This is a genomic window from Maridesulfovibrio ferrireducens (assembly GCF_900101105.1).
In the GTDB taxonomy this organism is placed as follows: domain Bacteria; phylum Desulfobacterota; class Desulfovibrionia; order Desulfovibrionales; family Desulfovibrionaceae; genus Maridesulfovibrio; species Maridesulfovibrio ferrireducens.
Map to the genome: position 1 here is coordinate 158,962 of NZ_FNGA01000002.1, position 20,597 is coordinate 179,558.

Consider the following 20,597-nt stretch of genomic DNA (forward strand, 5'->3'; position numbering starts at 1 on the left):
AAAATCTCTTTACGACTATTTTCTGAGAGGAATCTGACCTTGCAAATCTTCGAGCAACTTGTTGGATACATGATAATATCCGCTGCCGTCACCAAGTGAAAGCCAGCACCGCTCGGATGGAAGTTCAGGATCTGAAAAAAATAAAACTTTATCGATCCTGCTGCCATCCACATTCATGAGTTCAAGTTCCATTACTTTTACAGCAGAACTTGAAAGCTCACTAATCGGTTCCGCCTCGAATTTTAATTCATTAAGTCGCCATAAGGACATGTCAATACCCAACAACGGTTTTCGGTCCTCAAAGCTCTCCCAGTTTTTATCAGATTTAATTCCGACAAAAGTCTGATTACCCTGCAAAACACGAATAGAACCGACCTTTCCGATTTCTACAGAAAGAACGGAACGCTTACGCATACCGAATGCTGTTTTATTCAACTGATCTACATGTTCTTTACTAAGAACAAAAAAACCATTTTGAACAGTGGAATTTGCTAAGTAATAATCCTTACCGCCTTCCACCTCAAAAACTTCAAGTTTTTTAACACTCTTATCATTAAAGACAACCTCAACACTACAGACCGTAATACCAGGAAGATCTGAAGCTTCAGGCACAAGACCTTTTGCCGGGGTTTCCATCAAAGAATGCAAAAACAAATCTATTTCTCCGGAACTAGCTGTTTTTCCAGCCAAAGGAGCAGGGAAAGAAAAGGCGAACTGGTCTTTCTGACGAACAAGCGTCCATAAAAAAGCTCCACCATGTCCAAGAGAAATAGAAGAAATATTATCAGAGCTACCTGACAGTAATTGCAGATTAAAATAATAACCTGCAGGAAAATCACACTGACGAACAAAATCATTGCTCAATATAAAGAGTTCGCCTTGATCCTGAGAATTCAAAGCAAAAAAACCTTCACCGGATGGAGCTTCTTCACCGAGAGTAAGACTAAGAGCCTGCCCGCCACCCGTTGCTATGCGGATTTTAGGAGCAAGCAATCCGTATTGCTGCCCATCTTTTTCGGTTATATGCCCGATGTACCTTAAAGCCTGTCCTTGCGACAAAACATCTAAAAGTGCACCGACCTTCGCAGTCTCTGCAAAGGGAGCTGTCAACCACCCTTGCTGAACGACATTCCAGCCGTCAACTTTGCGCACCAGTGAAAAACAATCTTTTCCACGCCGACAGACATCGACCCTGTCAACCTGCTGAGACTGTACAACCGGCCAAACCGGTTCAGACAGCAACATTGGCATTTCAGGCGAACTTAAATAGAAGGCTCCACAGATAATGGCAACCAGAGCCAGAAAAATTAAGAACCTTTTCAGCACAAACAGCACCTTGGGATTAATATACTCACGACGTTTTTCATCAATGGAGCAATTTGTTAATATAAAGGGAATAGGCTTGCATGTCAATTAATTTTGAGGCAAAGTGCCCACTTCTTTCTATCAATATGTTTTTTAAAAAAACACCTACACTAAATAATAAATAAAATCAGTTTTTCCTCTCAAGTAAACAAATAAACTGATTCGGAGTTTCAGAATGGGCAAATGGGGAAAATTGAGCTATGCGCAAAAAAAGACTGTCTCAACCATCGGCATGCTCATGCAGAAGACAGAGATGGTTCACGAAGGCGCCCGCCTCGGAATTGCCGTATCCGGTGGAGTTGACAGTTTTGTATTGATCAGAGCAATGCTCATCCGGCAAGCCATCATTCCAATGAATATTGAACTAATGGTACTTCACGTTAACCCCGGATTTGACCCGGAAAGTCATAAACCGCTTATACAATGGTGTGAAGAATACGGGTTGTCATCTCATATAGAACTGACTGACTATGGCCCAAGAGCTCACGGACCGGAAAACAGAAACAAATCAGCCTGTTTTTTTTGCAGCAAACTTCGCCGCAAAAGACTTTATGAACTTTGCGGTCAATATAACCTGACACATCTTGCTATCGGACATACAGCAGATGATCTTGTTACTACCTTTCATATGAACATAACTCAAAACGGCAGAGTTCAGGGACTTTCCGCCAGTGAGCCTTTTTTCAAAGGAAAACTACAAATGATCCGCCCAGCTCTCATGCTTGAGAAAAAGTATATCAAAGCTGCTGCGCGCCAATGGGAATTGCCCATCTGGAAAAACAACTGCCCTTCCAACGATGCCACCAAAAGAAGCTATATTTATGATCGCCTTCAAGAAGAGTGGCAAAAAAATCCAGTCACTAGAAACAACACTTTCAACGCTTTAAGACGCTGGCAGCTTGACTTAAACATGAAAAAGCAATAACAATCCTTCAAAATCATTGTGCCTTCTACTCAGAGCTAATTATAACCTCATAGAAACAGGCCTACGGAAACAATGCTATTCAAAAAATACCATATAGTTATATTTAAAAATCCTTGTGACAATGCTCGCAAATTCCAAATCAGGGGATGGACGTTTTTCTTCATCTTTGCCCTTGTAGCAGGACTTGCCGGTGGCAATGTATTACTTTGGAAATATTACGAAAATTATTCAGGTTTAGAGATAAATCTGGCCCACGCTGAAAAAGCTGTTCAAGAACAAAAAGCACAATTGCTGTCTCTTTCTCAAAAAATGCAGAATATTTCGCAGGATCTGGACCGGGTTAGAAATTTTGACTCTAAATTAAGGGTTATGATTAATCTGGATCAGGGAAATGTTCAAAATGTAGCCCCAAAAGGGGGATCTACTGAACCTGATTTTTCTACAAATTATCTCCCGCTTTACAGACAAGAGCTTCTTGTCCGTAAAATGCATGATTTTCTTGCTCAACTCAGTACTGAAGCAAAGTTGGAAGAAGTAAGACAACAGGAAATAATTCACTCCATGCGTTCCAAGCAGGATGCACTGGATTCAACACCTTCCATTTGGCCCCTCCAAGGATGGGTAACATCTCCCTTCGGTTGGAGAAGTTCTCCTTTTACAGGCAAAAGAGAATATCACAAAGGACTTGATATATCTTGTCCCGCCGGCACACCTATATACGCACCGGCACAAGGAACTATCGCCTTTGTAGGTGTTTTAGGTGGATATGGACGCATGATCAAAATGAGCCACGGCGCAAATCTTTCAACAAGATATGCACATCTTAAACGTCCTACAGTTAAAAAGGGACAGGTCGTAACCCGCGGCGAACTTATCGGCTACGCCGGTAACACAGGCCGCTCAACAGGACCTCACCTTCATTATGAAGTAAGACTTGGCGGAGTTCCGGTCAGCCCGATGCGCTACATTTTGAATTAAAACTCAGTTTTATTACAACTAAAAGGCCCGTAAGGAATTTATCCTGACGGGCCTTTTTCATGCTTAAAGACGATTCATACGAGTATTAACAACACCTTGACAACCTTTGCTCTATTCAAAGCTTGATGTTAATAAGATTTTAATAATGGGTCTTTTCTTGCAATAGACGACAAAAAGAGAACAGCATGAATATTTTCAACTTTAATCCAAGCGATCTTATGAGCTTCTATCTTACCTTCTTCAGGGTAAGTATTGTGCTGTTTATGCTGCCTTTTTTTGGCGCAAATTCTATTCCAAACATGGTCAAAGCGGCACTTGCCGTAGTTATGACAATTGCCATATGGCCACAGGTTTCATTTGATGGATCCCTTATGCCGGCAAATCCATATAATATTGCCCTCATGATTTTGGGCGAATTAGTCTTGGGGCTAACCCTTGGAATTATTATTCATGTCATTTTTTCCGCAATTCAAACCGGTGGTAACTTTATAGGCGTGCATATGGGGTTATCAATGGTCAACGTTCTTGACCCCATGACTGGAGTAAATGAAGCAGTAACCGCCCATTTCTTATATATGTGTTCTATTTTGGTCTTTCTCAGCATGAATGGGCATTTATATCTCATCTCAGGACTAGTTGACAGTTTCAAATATATTCCTCCGGGTGAAATTTTTATCAATGACACACTCGTCTACCAAATAATGACCATTTCCGAGGAGCTTTTCGTTTTAGCCGTAAAAGTGGCCTCACCAATCATCGCATCAATCTTTGTTGTAGACTTAGCTCTAGCTTTAATCAGCAAAATGGCTCCTCAAATGAATGTGCTTATGCTTGGCTTTCCTCTAAAAATTATGGTCGGTTTTTTCTTCTTAAGTATGGTTTTCAGTATCTTATCCATCTTTATAGCTGAGTTTGTGCACACACTTCCTGCATACATGCTAAACATCATCAAGGCAGCCAGTCCGCTGGACATGCCTCCTCTAAAATAGGTCGACATGCAGGAAGATCCAAGTAAAACCGAGAAAGCGACCCCCAAGCGGTTAAAAAAATCCAGAGGTGAAGGCAGTGTAGCTAAAGGCCAGGAAATGGGTAAAACAATGACTCTGCTAGCCGGAGTTCTTGCCCTTAAATACCTGATAGACTTCTATTACGAACAATTTTATGAAATTTTCCAATGGTTTTTAACCAAAGGGTTTTATTTAGAGCTAGATAAAAATTCGGTATACACTCTCTTTATCTGGTGTTCTCAGAAACTGGCAATAATAATGCTTCCCTTGCTTCTTTTCATTGCTCTTGTAGCATATCTGACTGTTCGACTTCAGGTAGGAAGCCTGTGGACTACAAAAGTGTTCGAACCTAAATTCAGCAAAATGTTTAACATCATGGCAGGGGTCAAACGACTTCTTTTCGATGTAAAAACACTGGTCAGACTGGTTAAAAGCCTTTTACTTGCTACAGTTGTAGGAATTGCTCCATATATTGTAATTCAACAGGAAATGCCCAACTTTATTCCACTTTTTCATTCAGATGCACACAGGCTTGCAGTATACATGCTCGAAGTTGGATACAAAATGGTCAGCTATGCCATGCTGCCAATGATGGTTATAGCTATCATCGACCTTGTGTATACCCGCTGGGATTATCAGGAAAATCTCAAAATGAGCAAAGACGAAGTCAAAGATGAACGGAAACAATCTGAAGGTGACCCTCAAGTTAAAATGCAGATGAAACAAAAAATGATGGCAATTCTACAGCAAAGAATGATGAGTGATGTCCCTAAGGCTGATGTAATTATTACCAACCCGACTCACTACGCAATTGCATTACGATATGACACTCTTCAAGCTCCTGCTCCGCAAGTTCTGGCAAAAGGCATGAATAAAGTAGCTGAAAGAATCAAAGAAGTAGCCCGTGAGAATAACGTTCCCATTCGCGAAAATAAACCTTTGGCACAGGCTTTGTATAAACAGGTTGAGATCGGTGACGTAATTCCGGAAGAACTGTATCAAGCTGTAGCTGCTATCCTTGCTAAACTTAATAGATTTACGCGTAAATAAAGGATTCAGCCCCCCTCTTCCTCGATTATCGTTACCTCAATTACAAGACCTGAAAGGGGTGTCAAAATTATGGCCGCATCAAAGTCGAAAGCAGTAAATATCAATTACGAAAGATTTGCCAAGCATGGCGATATTCTTCTCGCAGCAGGCGTAGTAATTATTCTTTTCGTCATGCTGATTCCTCTCCCGACACTCATAATTGACTTTATGCTGACTGTAAGTATCTCCCTTGGATTAATTATTCTTATTACATCCATGTTTATGCAGTCGCCTCTTGAATTTTCAATCTTTCCATCACTTTTGCTGGTCACAACTCTTTTGCGACTGGCTCTAAACGTTGCGACAACCCGAGCAATTCTTTTGCACGGAGATGAAGGAACATCTGCAGCTGGTAGCGTTATTCAAAGTTTCGGTGAATTTGTCGTCGGTGGTAACTACATTGTCGGGGTTGTTATCTTCCTCATTCTTTTCATCCTGAACAAAAAAGTTATCGTGGCTGGTACAACCCGTATTGCTGAAGTAGCCGCAAGGTTCACACTGGATGCAATGCCGGGTAAGCAGATGTCAATTGAAGCCGACCTCAATTCCGGCCTGATTGATGAAGAAGAAGCTCAAACTCAAAGAACCCAGATCCGCAGAGAAGCTGACTTTTACGGAGCAATGGACGGTGCCGGTAAGTTCGTACAGGGAGACGTTAACGCCAGTATGATGATTACCTTCGTCAACATCATTGGTGGCATCCTAATCGGTGTCCTGCAGAAAGGTATGCACTGGGCTGACGCAGCGCAAACATACACACTCCTGACTATCGGGGACGGTCTTGTTTCTACAATCCCTTCACTGATTATTTCAACTTCCGCAGGTATCATTGTTTCACGCGCCGCAGCTGAAGCCAAGATGGGCGAAGAATTTCTCGGTCAGCTTACTTATCACTCACGCGCTCTTAAACTTGTATCCGTCATACTTGTAATTTTCGGTATCGTCCCCGGAATGCCGACAATACCTTTCCTCTTTCTTGCTGGTCTTGTTTACGCAGTTTCCACCCTCGGACGCGACGACGAAGAAGCAAAGGACAAGCAGGAAGCTAAAGATAAAAAATCGAAGAAAGATATTCCGTCTCTGGACAGCCCGGAAGAAGTGCAAGCCTTGTTGCCTCTGGACCAATTGGAACTGGAAGTCGGATATGGCCTCATCCCGCTGGTAGACGAAGAGCAGAACGGAAATCTTCTTTCCCGCATCCGCTCTATACGTCGGCAGTTCGCTCTGGATATGGGTGTCATTGTTCCGTCACTGCACCTGCGTGACAACCTTCAGCTCAAACCCGGAGAATACAGAGTCCTTATTAAAGGTAACGTCATCACTTCTGCTGAAATCCTTATCGATCATCAGCTCGCCATGGACCCGGGTGATGCGAAACATAGAATTAAGGGTATCGAAACTGTCGAGCCTGCTTTTAATCTGCCTGCTATCTGGATTCCGGACAGCCAGAAAGAAGAAGCAATGCTTGCTGGATATACAGTAGTCGATCCTTCAACCGTCATAGCAACACACCTTACTGAGGTATTCCGCCGCAACCTTGGAGAATTCATTGGAAGGCAGGAAACTCAGGAGCTGCTGGACAACCTTGCGAAGCGTGCCCCGAAAGCCGTTGAGGATCTGGTTCCGAATATTTTACACCTTGGAACAGTGCAGAAAGTTCTGCAAAATCTCGTCAAAGAGAATGTTTCAATTCGAGACATGCTGACAGTGGTTGAGGCTTTAGCTGACTACGGTCCATCCATTCAAGACCCCGGTCAATTAACTGAATATGTTCGCTCACACATGAGCAGAACAATTATTAAGCCTTATCTTGCAAGCGATGGAAGCTTACCTATTCTGACCTTCGGCCCGAATGTGGAAGCACGACTTAATGCGGCAATCAGATCTTCTGAAAGCGGAGGATTTCTTGCACTTGACCCGGGAGCAGCTCAGCAGTTAATTCAAACCGTCAGCGTCGCAGCTGAAAATGTACTGGATACTGACGGTCAACCCGTCCTGCTCTGTGCACCTCAGATGCGAAGTCACTTGGCACAACTGATGGTACGGTTCTTGCCTACAATCCCTATAATATCACAAGCTGAGATTCCTGCCAGTGTAAGAATCATGTCTGCCGGTACTGTAGAGTTCTAAAAAGGTTGGTAATATGCGGGTAAAAACATTCAGAGGAAGCAGCACTGCAACAGTCTTCGCCGAAATCAAAGCAGAATTCGGCGACAGCGCTGTAATCCTCAGTAATAAATCAGTTGAGGAAAGTGGACGTAAAATCCACGAAATCATGGTCGGTGTCGAAGGTCAGGAAGCTCCTGCCCAGACACGGTCCACCAGAGACGACGTACTTGGGGATGCCATGAATAATATCCCCGAATGGAATCAAGAATGGAATCAGATAAAGGGGCATATGATGGCTCTTTTAAAACCGCAAATGAACCTGAATCTCCTTGCCCCCCGCCAACGCCTTGCTCTTGAATATCTTGAGCGTGAAGGAGTTGAAAGCAAGGTCATCATGAGTTTATTTCACGAGCTTAGACAAGACCCGTCAAAAGCGATTCTACCTGTCCTTGAAAACATCGCCCCTGTCTGCTCTTTTGACGGAGGACGTTGGCCTCAAAAATTTCATGCACTCGCAGGCCCGCACGGAGTAGGAAAGACATCTACAATCATAAGACTTGCTCTTAAAGAAAAGAAAAACAATCCCGGAGCACGCATCTGTGTAGCTTCTGCGGATCAGGGACAAGGCAAAGGACGACTCGTGCTGCGCCATTACGCAGACCTTTCCGGACTTGAATTTAAAGATCTTGCAACAAGGGAAGATTTTGCAACACTTATAGGCGAAAGTCATAAGTTTGACAGAATATTTATCGACCTGCCCGGACTTTCCGGAAATTCTGAACTTGAAACCTGGCTTGCAGTCTGCGGACTGACCGGCACATGCGATATAGCTGTCCACCTTGTAATGAATCCTTACTTTGCCTCAGCGCAATATACAGCATTTTTAAAAAAATATAGATCTTCAAAACTCAAAAGTCTTATCTGGACCAAACTTGATGAATCCTGCTCTTACGGTGCACTGGTTAACACCTCTTTTGAAAGTGGACTGCCAGTATCCCTGCTGTCATACGGATCAGGACTGCGAAACAGCCTGAAAGGTGCTGTTGAAAAAGATTTCTGGAGACTTATCTTCAAACACCAGTTGCCAGAAAAGGATGAAGCTGTATTCGCTAAAGCAATTTAACCAGTAAGTTTTGATAAATCAGCTATTTTTGAACGATTTTGGGTGTGATACTCGTTGCATAAATGTCGCTAGCAACGTAAACAGTAAAGATTAAATATAAACAGGTGATGCAAATGAGTTCTAATCTTCCCATGGTCTTTTCGGTCACCTCCGGTAAGGGAGGCGTAGGCAAGACAAATATTTCTGTAAACTTGGCCTGCCATCTCAGCCGCATGGGCAAGAAGGTTTTAGTCTTGGATGCCGATCTGGGACTGGCAAATGTGGATGTACTTCTCGGAATAGCTCCTAAGTACAACCTGTTCCACCTTTTTCACGAAGGAACCAGCATCAGAGACGTTTTATATAAAACAGAATTCGGTTTTGATATCCTTCCTGCCTCTTCAGGAGTCAGTGATATGGTTTCTCTTTCAACAGGACAAAAGCTTGATCTGTTGGAAGCAATGGACCATCTGGAAGAAGAAATTGACTATCTTATTGTTGACACCGGAGCCGGTATCAATGAAAACGTATTATACTTCAACCTCGCAGTTCAGGAACGACTTCTGGTGCTGACACCGGAACCAACATCTCTTACCGATGCCTACGCACTTATTAAGGTGATGAAACTGAACCACGGAGTTGACAAGTTTAAAATTTTGGTAAACATGGCTCCTGATATGGTCACAGCTAAAGATATTTTCAAAAAGCTCTATATGGCATGCGATCACTTCCTAAGCGGTGTTTCTTTGGAACTAACGGGAGTAATTCCCCGCGACCCTAAAATGCGTGAAGCTGTCATTAACCAGACTCCTCTGTGCAAGCTGTCTCCTTCCAGCCCCGCATGCATAAAAATCGGGGAAGCTGCTAAAAAAATTACAACATGGAAATCAACCTCTGAATTAGATGGAAACATTAAGTTCTTCTGGAAAAAGCTTCTCTTCCAAGAACAGTCCGTGGCTTAAACTTGAGTCCGGGGCTACTGGCTGGGAAGATTTTTCGTCCTCTGATCGCGAGGCAATAGTACGGCATTATTCTCCGAAGATCCGTATCATTGCACTCAGAATGAAAGCCAAGCTACCACAAAACGTGGAACTTGGTGAGCTCATCAGTGCCGGAAGCATGGGGCTTGTTGAATCACTTGGAAAATTTCGTCCTGAACTTAAAATCAAGTTTGAAACTTATGCTGAAAGCCGCATAAAAGGGGCAATGCTTGATGAACTCAGACGATTGGACTGGTTTTCACGCGGCCTTCGCCAAAAAGTTAAAACCATTGAAAGCAGTATAAGAAACCTTGAACACGAAACCGGTGAAAAACCGACTAGTGAACAAATTGAAGAAGCTACAGGGTTTTCGGCAAAAGAGGTTCAGCAGGGCTTGGAAGCTCTACAAACTCAATTTTGCATAAGCCTTGACGCATTTAATGATAATATTCCCAGCAGTCATGATGCTCAGTTTGACAATGAGCCTTATCAGTCAGCTGTTTTTGAAGAAACAGTGGACAAGGTTGCAAATCTAATTGATAATTTGACGCCAAGAGAAAAGTTGGTATTATCTTTATATTACGGAGAGGAACTGAACATGAAAGAAACTTCTGAAGTAATGGAAATTACGGAAGGCAGAGTTTCTCAGCTTCACTCCCAAGCCTTGACAAAATTAAGAAAAATGTTCCAGGAAAAATATAGTACGGAACCCTAAGGAGAAACAAATGGCCATTGATTACTCTATGAAAGTTCTAGTTGTGGATGACTTCGCGACCATGCGCCGCATTATTAAAAATATCCTTCGTCAGATCGGTTTTACCAATATAGTTGAAGCTGATGACGGCACAACCGCATGGGAAATGCTGAATAAGGATGATAGCATTCAGTTCATCGTTTCAGATTGGAATATGCCACAGATGACCGGAATTGAATTTTTACGTAAAGTCAGAGCCAGCGAAGAATTTGCTGACCTACCCTTCCTGATGGTTACAGCTGAAGCACAACAGGAAAACATCATTGAGGCTGTTCAGGCAAAGGTTTCAAACTACATAGTTAAACCCTTTACCCCTGACACTCTCGGTCAAAAAATTAATAAAATTTTTGAAAAATTATAATTTTTATTCAGCGGATATATTTATGTATCCGCTGAATAATTGTTTTTTCATTGAAACTGGTAGAAAAATCATTCTTAAGCGCAAAGACTTTAGCAAAGGGTTGCACGCATGATCTTCCTCGCTATAGATGATATTGACGATTCCGAGGAGGAAACTCAGTCACCAGAAACCCCGAGCAAGGCAACCCAAAAAGTTGATCTGGATCTTGATGATGCTCCTTTTCTAGAAGATGAAGACGAAGACGATCTTCCAGACGAAGAACCACAAGAACTGGAAGCTCTGGAAGAAGAGACAACTAAAGAAAAAAGCTCCGGTTCCAAAAAATTTATTTATCTCGGAATTGGTATCGTAATTCTGCTTTTATCTCTAATTCTTGTTAAAGTATTTTTTTTCAGTACTCCACCCCCCGCAGAAGAACCAGCTCCGGTTGTTGAAAAAGTAGTAGAAATCCCTGAAGTAACAGAAGCGCCTCCTCCACCTCCGGAAGAACCGGGTGTAACGTTACTTAGAATGGACCCTTTCTGGGTTGAACAGAAAGATGATAAAGGACACATCCGTTTTCTAGTAGCCAGGTTTGCGATGACAACTACCGATGAACGAATTGTCGGTGAATATGGTCGAAAGACTCTGATCCTAAGGGACGCGGTATACTACTACCTTAAAAATAAAGATTTACAGTTTTTATCCGATAAGAATAATGCGGAGAGATTAAAAAAAGACCTGCTTATGGTTATAAACCAATATCTAGTTGCAGGCCAGTTCGACACAATTCTGTTTGAAAAATACCTCGTGAGGTAATTTTATGCCCGGCCCTATGGACATGCCTCTGATCATATCGCAACTTGCGAACGTTCAAAAAATTTCCAATTCCGAAATCAGCAAGTCGGAATTGCAGCAAATGTTGATGATCAATCCAGCCGAACAGGAAAAAAATAAAGAATCGCAAAAACAAATACAAAAAATAGATAAAGACGAAGGGTCTAGTGCGATTCAAGATGAGGGTGGAAAAAATACTCGACAGGAAGCTAGGTCACAAAAAAGAAAAAATAAAGAACCTGATCCAGAACCGGAAGAAGAAACTCCTAAGGGCTCTCAATGGTCTGGTAACATTATAAACGTTAAAATATGATTAATCGTACTAACAACTGCGGATTACAAAAAAGCTGATTACTAATGACTATCTTTCTACTCATATTCTTCTCACTTACCGAGATAATTCTGCTCATTGCTATTATCTTCTTCTTTTTACGTCTCAAAAAATCTGAATCGTTGCTGAATCAACTGCAATCCAAACAAGAAGAATTCATAAACAAACTTCATTTCAATGCTCAGCTTGAAAATGAAATTGTTTCCACTTTTGAGCAAAGACAGCTTGAACTGGCTCAGCTTGATCTCTTGCTTGACAATAAGACCAAGAAACTTAAAAGAATTCTTGCTCAAGCTGAGGAATTCTCCCGTTCGCCCCAATTCCTACGTCAGATAATTATTACAGGACACAAAGAAGGCAAACCTGTAAGCCGCTTAGCTAAAGCAACAGGTTTATCTACGGAAGAAGTTGAACTTATATTAGATCAATACAACTGACAGCTCTCATGAAAATTTCAAAATACGGCAGCGGACAATACGGAAAAGATAACTCTAGATCATCCTCCAGAGCCACATCTTTTCGAAATAAATATCGCGTAGGAGAAATTTTAAAAGGCAAACTCTTGAAATGGGAACGGCAGACATTAGGCTGGGTTGAAATTAATTCTCAAACATTACTGGCCGATATTTCTTCGTCACCTGTTCCGGGAGACACTCTGGCTTTTATAGTCCACCAGCTCTACCCCGATATAATCCTTAAAGAAATCGATCCCAATGATATAAGTTCCGAGGGACTATTTCTCAACCCTGTTGACATAACAAGACAATTTGTGACTAAAAGAGCGGCTTTTGAAGCTCAATCGCGAACTGTTATTAATAAATTTTATAGACAGGCTGAAGCAACTTGCCCGGACAAAGCTGAATCATTTTTAAAAATTATTGAATCGGACACTCAAAGCACTATTCTTCTTTTTGAAACACTTAAATGTGTCTCGCTACTTAATTCATCTTTAAAAACAGCAACTCTTCATTACATGCCTTGGCTGATGCCTATTGCGTTAAATCAGGAAATCGTCCTCAAAATAAAAAAAGACGATCAAAACCCTGACAATTCGTTCTATGAACTGTTTTACGCCTTTGACCTTTCCCCTTCGTCACCAATGAGATTCAAGATTATGTATAAAAAACCGCAGTGCGGCTTTAAACTTCTTGCAGATTCTCAGGGTACAAGCTTGTTACTGTCTTCGAAATTAAAAGAATCTTTTCCTGAATATCTGGGTATTGAAAAGATTCCGGCATACTTTGCCGGAGGCTTCTTGTCAGAGCTACTAGGATCTTCCTAACTAACTTGACTTACGACTCTTTTTCTACCCGGAATACAGCCACGCCCTCTTCCAAAGTGTCAACAGAATTTGAAAGTTGCTCAGTAATACTTACAAACTCTTCAAGAGCATCCTTAGTCTGAATCGATGTTTCACTTAACTGAAGCATTGCACTACTAATTTGCTCAGCTCCTTCGCTTTGGTTCTGCATTCCTTCATTAACAAAAGCAAACTGCGGAGTAAGTGAACGGACCTGATCCACAACTCCAGTAATTCCGCGACCAAGCACTTCAACATTACTAACCCCCGTTTCAACCTGCTGACGGAATTTATCCATTTCCATAACACCGGATGAAACAGCTGAAAGCATTTCAGCAACAATCTTCTCAATATCAAGAGTAGACATGGCTGTTTGATCTGCAAGCTTTCTAATTTCGCGTGCAACTACTGAAAAACCCTGACCAAATTCGCCGGCTTTTTCGGCTTCAATTGCAGCATTAAGGGAAAGCAGATTTATCTGTTCTGATATTTTAGAAATAGAAGTAACTACAGAACTGATATTCGCGGCCTTAGAATTAATTACTGAGAGCTTAGAAAAAATTCCTCCGGAAGCATCGCGCATGGTTTCCATACTTTGACTCATGACATCGAGATCCAATAATCCCTGATCTGCCAGATTTCCTGTGGAAACCGCAACTTCCGTAGATTCATTCATTGTGTGGGCAAGTTCCTGAGACGTTGCAGATATTTCACGGGAGGTACTTCCAAGCTCCTGAGTAGCCGCAGCCTGGTTTTCAACAGCAACTTCAAGCTGTCCAATTGCAGAACCAAGCTTTAGTGCCGATCCTGTAACCATTTCACCTGACCGTTGAACCTGACTTACAAGCGAATTAAGAGTTATAAGCATTGTATGAAAAGATTTTACAAGATGGTCAACTTCATCAAACTTTTTATCTCCGCCCTCAAGATTCTCAGAATTAATAATTTTCTTCAAATAATCTTGATCATTGTTTTTATAAAATACTGTTTTAGCTTCCTTCAAATCTCCACGCGAAACAAGAAAAGCTACTTTAGAAACACTCTGTATAGGCATACAAATTTTTCGGACAACATAATAAATAAAAACAATTGTGAACAAAAGAATGGCAAAACTTATACCAGCCTGCTTCATAATCAAATTATTTACCGGAGCATGAATTTCTCTTAAAGGAACCGTTGAAGCAACATACCAGCCAAGAGGAGCAAAATAACGAACAAAAGACTGCTTCTCAATTTCTGTTCCATCTCCGCGCAAAACTTTATAATTTAACTTCCACATCCCTTGTTTTCCAATATCTTTAAGATCATGCAATAAACTTTTTCCAGTGTTCAGATTGACTGTATCCGCAAAATTAGGACCTGCACCTACAGGTGGGACTAATACTTTCTTATCATTATCAAAAACAAACAATCGTCCAGTCTCAGCTAAACGTATTTGCGAAAATCCTTTCTGCAAATCCTTAATGAGTTCTACTTTTTGAACTGCAACAGAGCTCTCAATGTCATCTACATATGTGCCTGTACCAATTATCCAATTCCACTTTGAGAACGGCTGGACGTACAAAATTTTAGGAACCGGCTCCTCAGAGCCCAATCTGGTCCACCACAAATCCAGAAACCCGCCCCCTTCAGTTGTTCCTTTTGAAATCATATCAGGACCAAACGAATACCCTTTCTGATCTTGGCTTTTAGATAAATTTCGCCCTTCAATTGAATTATCCGGATGAGCCAAAGAAACAAGATTCTCTGAATAGATAAAAAAATAATCATTATTAAAATACCTAGTAGTTCTTGCTAGATTATAAGCAGCCTCTTTAGCTTGAGCTTCGGTCAACACTCCGGATTTGTAGAGAGAATAAAATGAATCAAGTTGTGCAATAAAAACACTCATTGCGTCTTTAACAGCCTGCTTGCGCTCCCGGTAGACATTATCCCGATAAACTTCAATCGCCTGCTTTCCTTCTTGAAGATACAATAAGCCCATACGAATTGTATTTCGTGCGGTACGCCCCTGTGCATTTAGCATGTCTTTTTCAAGAGTGCTGTCGATAAAAAACAGCATGATAACTGTTGAGATAACCACTACAACGGCAACCATATATGAAATTCTTGAGCTAATGGACCGGAACATAAAAACTCCTTAATATTTGAATCATCTATATAAGAACAAGCTGCATTTCTTTAAATCATCTTTAATAAATCTCAACCTTTAATTTTTATTATATTTACTCTTGCATCAAGTCGAGTCAAGCCCGTTTCTACACGCAATCATACAGATCTAACATAAAAAAAAGCCCGCCTAAAGGCGGGCTTAAAAGTAAATCTTATAATCTTAAAAATCTATGCCGGAACTGGTACGGCTTCTGGATAAACAGGAGAAAGATCTTTCTGTGCAACCTTGTCATAAAGAGGCTCAAGCACACGTTCTTCAAGATAATCTTCCGCATTTGCGTAAAGATATTTGAGGAAAGAATTATTCAGTGCATGACCGGAAGCAAATATTTCAAATCTTCCCTGTAAAGGCACTTCCATTACAGCCATATCACCAATAAAATCTAAAATTTTATGTCGTACAAACTCATCTACAAAACGAAGTCCGTCTTCATTCAATATGCCGTAATCATCAAGCACAACAGCGTTATCAAGCGATCCGCCGAGAGCCAGTCCGTTGGCATGTAAATATTCAACTTCCTTCAAGAATCCGAAGGTTCTGGCTTTAGCCAGTTCATCAACAAAAACATCAGGAGTAATTTCGAGGGATAGAGTCTGTCTACCAATTTGAGGATGATCAAAATCAATAGTGTAATCAATCGCGAAACCGTCATGAGGATAAGCCCGTACGTACTTTCCGTCCTGCTCAAAATTTATAGCCTTGGTAACAGCCATAACCCTGCGAGCTTTGGAAAGCTCCATGACTTCAGCCTGACGAAGAAGATATACGAAAGGCCCCGCACTACCATCCATGATGGGCAACTCATTGCCTCTGACTTCGATATGAATATTATCAATTCCCATTCCGCGCACAGCGGCGAGAAGATGTTCTACAGTAGAAACAGAATCTTTTCCATTTCCGAGAGTCGTTGCAAGTCCGGTTGCTACAACCAGATCAGGGTTAGGAGTAATAAAAGAACTTCCGACCCCGGTATGAAGTGAAAAAAGAATACCGGTGTCTTCAACAGCAGGCCTCAATACGATTTCCACCTGCTTGCCGCTGTGGAGTCCGATACCTTTGCATCTTACTGTTTTTTGGATAGTTGTTTGTAGCATAAATTCTCCTCTGCCTTTAAATATGCAAGCTAAGTGCCAAAACAGTGAACATCTCTAATACCTTGATTTAAATGAATTTATTACATGATAAGATTTTAACATCACGCAACTGGTTGTTTTTTTACAACAAGATCAAACATACACTGTGGTATTTTTGCAACCATGCAACAACATTCAATTCTTTAGAGCTACAACAATCCGGTCGTGATTTGAAATATCAGCCAGCACTTCAACCTGCCCTGAAAAAGCAGCACAGGAGTCAAAAATTTTATATGCAGCCTCACCCTGAAGGTAACCTATCTCCATATACATACATCCAGCCGGCTTTAACGCGGCGGCAATATGCGGAGCACAGCCCTTTATCATTTCATCACCAAGCTCCCCACCAACCAGCGCGGAAACTGGTTCAAACCCGGCAACCTCATGACTGATCTCACCAAGTTCGGCATCACTTAAATAAGGCGGGTTGGCAAGCACCAGATCAAAAATATCATTTTTAAAAACAGGCAGAGTGAAGTCCGCCTTAATAAATAAAACCCGGTCGTCCACAGAGTGCTTCTTTGCATTATCACGGGCAATACCGAGGGCGTCAGCACTTAACTCCATAGCAATCCCTCTTGCTTGGGGAAAAAGCTTAGCTATGGTCACAGCTAGAATTCCTGAACCAGTACCGAAATCCGCAAAGAGAAAAGCGTCATCTTTTTTAAAACGTTTTAAAACATGCTCAATAATCTCTTCTGTTTCAGGACGCGGTATTAAAACTCCGGCTCCAACTTTAAAATCCATCCCGTAAAATTCTTTTTCACCAAGAATATAGGCAACAGGCTCGCCTTGTGCCCTTCTGTCAACGAAATCATTGAACGCTGGAATTAGATCATCATTTACGGGGTTGTTCATTTCCATGATTATTTTCAATCGAGCTAACTTAAAAACTTTTTCGGCCAACAAGTGCGCTGATAAAGCCGGAGAATCTATTCCGGCCTCTGTTAGCTTAAGATTTGCGGCGGAAAGAAGTTCTCTAAGAGTATTTTTTTTCATACGATGATGCCTCTGTTTTAATAAATCTCAAATTTCTATAAAAAAAGCCCGCGCCCAAATTGGCCGCGAGCTTTAATTTCATAATATAAAGAGCAATAAAACAATCGCCCTTAATTCAGAAATCGTGACTAATCTGAAGCCTGATTTTTCAAAGCTTCTGATTGATAGTGATTAATAAGCGAATCAACAAGCTCGCCCATATCACCTTCTATGACTGAATCAAGTTTGTAGAGGGTCAGGTTAATTCTATGATCAGTTACACGCCCTTGAGGGAAGTTGTATGTACGGATGCGTTCGGAACGGTCACCGGACCCAACCTGTGCGCGACGGACTTCCGCCAACTCTGCATGCTGCTTATCTTGTTCCTGTTGAAGCAATCTCGAACACAAAACTTTCATAGCCTTAGCTTTATTCTTGTGCTGTGATTTTTCATCCTGGCAGATAACAACAAGCCCTGAGGGAATATGCGTCAGACGGATAGCGGAGTCAGTAGTGTTAACACTCTGCCCACCGGGACCGGACGCGCGGAAAACATCAACACGGACATCTTCAGTGCGAACCTGAACATCAACCTCTTCCGCTTCAGGCATAATGGCTACAGTAATAGCTGAGGTATGAATACGCCCCTGAGATTCGGTAGCAGGCACACGCTGAACGCGATGGGTTCCGGATTCATATTTCATCTTGCTGTAAATTTTCGGTCCACTGATGGAAGCTATCATTTCCTTAAAACCACCGGTTCCGGTAGGATTGGAACTTAAGACTTCAACTTTCCAGCCATTCTGCTCGGAATAACGGGAATACATACGGAAAACATCAGCACAGAAAAGAGCGGCCTCTTCACCGCCGGTACCAGCCCTGATTTCAAGAATGATATTCTTTTCATCCATGGGATCTTTCGGCAGAAGCAACAATTTAAGTTCTTCTTCAAGAGCAGGAATTTTTTCTTTTATCTCGGAAATTTCCATTTCGGCCATTTCACGAATCTCAGGATCAGAATCTTTAGCCATTTCCTTGTTATCTTCAAGGTCGGCAGAAAGTTGTTTATACTCTCTGAAAACCCGAACAACCTCTCCCTGATCAGAGTGAGCTCTAGTCACTTTTCTGAACCGTTCCTGATTGTTATATACTTCAGGATCGCTAAGTTCCTGCTCCAAATCCATATATGAGCGTTCAATATCTTCAAGCTTGGCAAACATCAGCTTACTCCTCCATCCTCTTCAACGGCCTTTGCAAGAGCAGCTAAAGCAACCTCAATCTGATCAAGATCAGGTTCACTCGTAGTTAAAAGCTGCATACCCAGTCCCGGAAGACACATGGCCCGGCAAAACAAATTATTTTCATGCTTACTTGATACTTTAATCATTTCATAAGCAATAGCACTGACCGGAGCCATAAGAAGCAGCTTAATACCGACAATATACAAATGTTTATATACAAAAGTCTGAGGCGACCAAATCGCGAGCAGCAAAGGAACCAGTATGGTAAACAGCAAAATACTCACAACCAAGACAAACAACAAAAAAGCAGTCCCGCAACGAGGATGCAGTCTGCTGAACTCTTTGACCTTGCTTGGTATCAATTCACTACCGGATTCATATGCCCAGATAGATTTGTGTTCAGCCCCGTGGTACTGAAAAACACGCTTGATATCAGGAACAAATGATATGGCTACAATATATCCAAGAAACATGGCCATCTTAAAAAAGCCATCCCAGACATGAAAACTGAGGGTATCGACATCACCGGAAACGCCCCACCACTTCATTAATACTGAAAAAAAATGTGGAAGAACTACGAAGAGCCCCAACGCGGAACCCATCGCTATAATCATGGTAAGTATCAGATGAAAATTAGTAAGTTCTCCGTCTTCTTCATCAAGAGCCTGAGTTGCGGAATAGTTGAGAGCTTTGACACCGTTGACCATAGTCTCAATAAAAATTGGGAAGCCGCGCAAAAAAGGTTTCTTCATAAACTCAGGAGTCATAGAAAACCAAGGACGTAATTCAACGGTAATCTCACCGTCAGGACGACGAACCGCAATAGCAAGCCTGTCCTTAGCCCGCATCATAACGCCCTCAATAACAGCCTGACCACCAACAGTCTTAGCTGCGGACATCAAAAGAGATGATTTCAAAGCGTTTCCTCTCTTAGGGATAAAATTCCCACTTAATTCAAGTAATTTCAGATTCAGATAGGATAATCACGCATTGGGAACAGACAAGGGGACAGCGCGAGATTTCCCAAAAAAAAAGACAATGCAGGCGGTGAAAAGTGAAAGCCCAACTTTAAAACAACGCAGGACTGTCGATTGGATACAAAAAAGCAACATGCCTCTGTCGCCCAAAAGCAACAGAGGCATGTTTACGCGGCAAAACCGCAAAAAAAGAACTAATTGCCTTTAACTTTGTCAGCTGCGTTGAAATCACCGAATTTTTTCTTGAAGCGGTCAATACGACCAGCTGCATCGATGAAACGCTGTTTACCTGTGTAAAAAGGATGGCAGTTTGAACAAATTTCAGTACTGACTTCTTCACCCAATGTAGAATAAACATCAGACTCGTATCCGCAATGACAGCGGACAGTTGCCTTGTAAAGTTTAGGATGGATATCTTTTTTCATGACTTACTCCTGTCTTTGTTAACCGTGGAAACAAAGCCCAATACCCCCACCGTACACAATATGCAAGGGATATCTGCTTTGATTGAAATTTTTATGTAGAAACGGCCAACAAGTCAACAACTCATATAAATAAAAAAGGCGGAGCCGTAAGGCCCCGCCTAAATATTCTGCTAAAAACCGGAAGCTATACGCAACCAGTAGGCTTAGGCAGACCAGCCATCTTACATGCTCCTTTACCTGGACCGGAAGGGAACAATTCATAGATGTGTTTCAGCTTGTAACCAGTAACTTTGGAGAGAATGCGAACCATAGGAGCGATTCCGTTCTTCTTGTAGTAATCCTGCAAGAAGTCGAGAACTTTCTGGTGTTCTTCATTCAGTTCTTTGATGCCTTCGCCTTCTTTACAATAGTCAACCCAATCAGGGCTCCATTCTTCAAACTTGAGGAGGAAACCGTCTTCATCAACTTCGAAGGACTGACCCATGAATTCTACGTTTGCCATCTGTGATACTCCTTAGGAATATTATGCTATTAAGCTGAAATGTGATTCAAC

Annotated in this window: 21 protein-coding genes; 13 read left to right on the forward strand and 8 right to left on the reverse strand. The window is 41.7% G+C overall.

What is annotated here, in order from left to right:
* Positions 1 to 15 precede the first annotated feature (15 nt).
* Positions 16 to 1,326 (reverse strand): DUF4340 domain-containing protein, encoded by a 1,311-nt coding sequence (locus BLT41_RS05500; protein WP_244512199.1) that lies wholly within the window; start codon positions 1,324 to 1,326, stop codon positions 16 to 18.
* Positions 1,327 to 1,540: 214 nt separating this feature from the next.
* On the opposite strand from BLT41_RS05500, the gene BLT41_RS05505 reads away from it, so the two are divergent.
* The 13 genes from BLT41_RS05505 (at position 1,541) to BLT41_RS05565 (ending at position 13,099) form a co-directional block, all read left to right on the forward strand.
* A complete protein-coding gene (locus tag BLT41_RS05505) occupies positions 1,541 to 2,290 on the forward strand; it encodes a tRNA lysidine(34) synthetase (protein ID WP_092159135.1) in 750 nt (249 codons plus the stop codon).
* 72 nt (positions 2,291 to 2,362) lie between these two features.
* The gene (locus tag BLT41_RS05510) at positions 2,363 to 3,268 is read left to right on the forward strand and encodes a M23 family metallopeptidase (RefSeq protein ID WP_092159137.1); all 906 of its coding nucleotides are present in this window, start codon (positions 2,363 to 2,365) and stop codon (positions 3,266 to 3,268) included.
* 185 nt (positions 3,269 to 3,453) lie between these two features.
* Positions 3,454 to 4,257: a flagellar biosynthetic protein FliR gene (fliR, locus tag BLT41_RS05515; protein WP_092159139.1), complete on the forward strand. Its 804-nt coding sequence runs from the start codon at positions 3,454 to 3,456 to the stop codon at positions 4,255 to 4,257.
* A 6-nt stretch (positions 4,258 to 4,263) separates the two neighbouring features.
* Complete coding sequence (gene flhB, locus BLT41_RS05520; RefSeq protein WP_092159141.1) at positions 4,264 to 5,325, forward strand: flagellar biosynthesis protein FlhB; 1,062 nt, start codon at positions 4,264 to 4,266, stop codon at positions 5,323 to 5,325.
* 69 nt (positions 5,326 to 5,394) lie between these two features.
* Positions 5,395 to 7,494, forward strand: a complete 2,100-nt coding sequence (gene flhA / locus BLT41_RS05525; RefSeq protein WP_092159142.1) for a flagellar biosynthesis protein FlhA — start codon at positions 5,395 to 5,397, stop codon at positions 7,492 to 7,494.
* A gap of 13 nt (positions 7,495 to 7,507) precedes the next feature.
* Positions 7,508 to 8,596 (forward strand): flagellar biosynthesis protein FlhF, encoded by a 1,089-nt coding sequence (locus BLT41_RS05530; RefSeq protein ID WP_092159149.1) that lies wholly within the window; start codon positions 7,508 to 7,510, stop codon positions 8,594 to 8,596.
* A 113-nt stretch (positions 8,597 to 8,709) separates the two neighbouring features.
* Positions 8,710 to 9,537, forward strand: a complete 828-nt coding sequence (locus BLT41_RS05535) for a MinD/ParA family protein (RefSeq protein ID WP_092159151.1) — start codon at positions 8,710 to 8,712, stop codon at positions 9,535 to 9,537.
* Positions 9,479 to 10,270: a FliA/WhiG family RNA polymerase sigma factor gene (locus tag BLT41_RS05540; protein ID WP_092159153.1), complete on the forward strand. Its 792-nt coding sequence runs from the start codon at positions 9,479 to 9,481 to the stop codon at positions 10,268 to 10,270. Before BLT41_RS05535 ends, BLT41_RS05540 begins: the two co-directional genes overlap by 59 nt.
* A 10-nt stretch (positions 10,271 to 10,280) precedes the next feature.
* Positions 10,281 to 10,670, forward strand: a complete 390-nt coding sequence (locus BLT41_RS05545) for a chemotaxis response regulator CheY (protein ID WP_092159155.1) — start codon at positions 10,281 to 10,283, stop codon at positions 10,668 to 10,670.
* Between the two features lie 108 nt (positions 10,671 to 10,778).
* Positions 10,779 to 11,468: a flagellar basal body-associated FliL family protein gene (locus BLT41_RS05550; RefSeq protein WP_092159157.1), complete on the forward strand. Its 690-nt coding sequence runs from the start codon at positions 10,779 to 10,781 to the stop codon at positions 11,466 to 11,468.
* Positions 11,469 to 11,574: 106 nt separating this feature from the next.
* Positions 11,575 to 11,799 (forward strand): hypothetical protein, encoded by a 225-nt coding sequence (locus BLT41_RS05555; RefSeq protein ID WP_244512200.1) that lies wholly within the window; start codon positions 11,575 to 11,577, stop codon positions 11,797 to 11,799.
* Positions 11,800 to 11,843: 44 nt separating this feature from the next.
* Positions 11,844 to 12,254 (forward strand): hypothetical protein, encoded by a 411-nt coding sequence (locus tag BLT41_RS05560; RefSeq protein WP_092159161.1) that lies wholly within the window; start codon positions 11,844 to 11,846, stop codon positions 12,252 to 12,254.
* A gap of 8 nt (positions 12,255 to 12,262) precedes the next feature.
* Positions 12,263 to 13,099, forward strand: coding sequence for a hypothetical protein (locus BLT41_RS05565; protein ID WP_092159163.1), 837 nt, complete (start codon positions 12,263 to 12,265; stop codon positions 13,097 to 13,099).
* Between the two features lie 10 nt (positions 13,100 to 13,109).
* Here the strand turns inward: BLT41_RS05565 and BLT41_RS05570 are convergent, their stop codons facing one another.
* The 7 genes from BLT41_RS05570 to BLT41_RS05600 all read right to left on the reverse strand — a co-directional run bounded on the left by BLT41_RS05570 (position 13,110) and on the right by BLT41_RS05600 (position 20,546).
* The gene (locus tag BLT41_RS05570; protein ID WP_092159165.1) at positions 13,110 to 15,248 is read right to left on the reverse strand and encodes a methyl-accepting chemotaxis protein; all 2,139 of its coding nucleotides are present in this window, start codon (positions 15,246 to 15,248) and stop codon (positions 13,110 to 13,112) included.
* A gap of 209 nt (positions 15,249 to 15,457) precedes the next feature.
* Positions 15,458 to 16,384, reverse strand: a complete 927-nt coding sequence (lpxC, locus tag BLT41_RS05575) for a UDP-3-O-acyl-N-acetylglucosamine deacetylase (RefSeq protein WP_092159167.1) — start codon at positions 16,382 to 16,384, stop codon at positions 15,458 to 15,460.
* A gap of 174 nt (positions 16,385 to 16,558) precedes the next feature.
* A complete protein-coding gene (prmC, locus tag BLT41_RS05580; protein ID WP_092159169.1) occupies positions 16,559 to 17,422 on the reverse strand; it encodes a peptide chain release factor N(5)-glutamine methyltransferase in 864 nt (287 codons plus the stop codon).
* Between the two features lie 128 nt (positions 17,423 to 17,550).
* On the reverse strand, positions 17,551 to 18,621 hold the full coding sequence (gene prfA / locus BLT41_RS05585) for a peptide chain release factor 1 (RefSeq protein ID WP_092159171.1): 1,071 nt from the start codon (positions 18,619 to 18,621) through the stop codon (positions 17,551 to 17,553).
* Positions 18,621 to 19,541, reverse strand: coding sequence for a DUF1385 domain-containing protein (locus tag BLT41_RS05590; protein WP_092160338.1), 921 nt, complete (start codon positions 19,539 to 19,541; stop codon positions 18,621 to 18,623). Before BLT41_RS05590 ends, prfA begins: the two co-directional genes overlap by 1 nt.
* 272 nt (positions 19,542 to 19,813) lie before the next feature.
* On the reverse strand, positions 19,814 to 20,044 hold the full coding sequence (rpmE, locus tag BLT41_RS05595; protein ID WP_092159173.1) for a 50S ribosomal protein L31: 231 nt from the start codon (positions 20,042 to 20,044) through the stop codon (positions 19,814 to 19,816).
* Between the two features lie 184 nt (positions 20,045 to 20,228).
* Positions 20,229 to 20,546 carry a TusE/DsrC/DsvC family sulfur relay protein gene (locus tag BLT41_RS05600; protein ID WP_092159174.1) on the reverse strand — a complete coding sequence of 106 codons (318 nt, stop codon included), beginning with the start codon at positions 20,544 to 20,546 and terminating at the stop codon, positions 20,229 to 20,231.
* Positions 20,547 to 20,597: the final 51 nt, after the last annotated feature.

Coding starts and splice junctions, on each gene's coding strand:
- BLT41_RS05505 (WP_092159135.1), top strand. CDS start 1,541: ATGGGCAAATGGGGAAAATTGAGCTATGCGCAAAAAAAGACTGTCTCA.
- BLT41_RS05510 (WP_092159137.1), top strand. CDS start 2,363: ATGCTATTCAAAAAATACCATATAGTTATATTTAAAAATCCTTGTGAC.
- fliR (WP_092159139.1), top strand. CDS start 3,454: ATGAATATTTTCAACTTTAATCCAAGCGATCTTATGAGCTTCTATCTT.
- flhB (WP_092159141.1), top strand. CDS start 4,264: ATGCAGGAAGATCCAAGTAAAACCGAGAAAGCGACCCCCAAGCGGTTA.
- flhA (WP_092159142.1), top strand. CDS start 5,395: ATGGCCGCATCAAAGTCGAAAGCAGTAAATATCAATTACGAAAGATTT.
- BLT41_RS05530 (WP_092159149.1), top strand. CDS start 7,508: ATGCGGGTAAAAACATTCAGAGGAAGCAGCACTGCAACAGTCTTCGCC.
- BLT41_RS05535 (WP_092159151.1), top strand. CDS start 8,710: ATGAGTTCTAATCTTCCCATGGTCTTTTCGGTCACCTCCGGTAAGGGA.
- BLT41_RS05540 (WP_092159153.1), top strand. CDS start 9,479: ATGGAAACATTAAGTTCTTCTGGAAAAAGCTTCTCTTCCAAGAACAGT.
- BLT41_RS05545 (WP_092159155.1), top strand. CDS start 10,281: ATGGCCATTGATTACTCTATGAAAGTTCTAGTTGTGGATGACTTCGCG.
- BLT41_RS05550 (WP_092159157.1), top strand. CDS start 10,779: ATGATCTTCCTCGCTATAGATGATATTGACGATTCCGAGGAGGAAACT.
- BLT41_RS05555 (WP_244512200.1), top strand. CDS start 11,575: ATGATCAATCCAGCCGAACAGGAAAAAAATAAAGAATCGCAAAAACAA.
- BLT41_RS05560 (WP_092159161.1), top strand. CDS start 11,844: ATGACTATCTTTCTACTCATATTCTTCTCACTTACCGAGATAATTCTG.
- BLT41_RS05565 (WP_092159163.1), top strand. CDS start 12,263: ATGAAAATTTCAAAATACGGCAGCGGACAATACGGAAAAGATAACTCT.
- BLT41_RS05570 (WP_092159165.1), bottom strand. CDS start 15,248: ATGTTCCGGTCCATTAGCTCAAGAATTTCATATATGGTTGCCGTTGTA.
- lpxC (WP_092159167.1), bottom strand. CDS start 16,384: ATGCTACAAACAACTATCCAAAAAACAGTAAGATGCAAAGGTATCGGA.
- prmC (WP_092159169.1), bottom strand. CDS start 17,422: ATGAAAAAAAATACTCTTAGAGAACTTCTTTCCGCCGCAAATCTTAAG.
- prfA (WP_092159171.1), bottom strand. CDS start 18,621: ATGTTTGCCAAGCTTGAAGATATTGAACGCTCATATATGGATTTGGAG.
- BLT41_RS05590 (WP_092160338.1), bottom strand. CDS start 19,541: ATGTCCGCAGCTAAGACTGTTGGTGGTCAGGCTGTTATTGAGGGCGTT.
- rpmE (WP_092159173.1), bottom strand. CDS start 20,044: ATGAAAAAAGATATCCATCCTAAACTTTACAAGGCAACTGTCCGCTGT.
- BLT41_RS05600 (WP_092159174.1), bottom strand. CDS start 20,546: ATGGCAAACGTAGAATTCATGGGTCAGTCCTTCGAAGTTGATGAAGAC.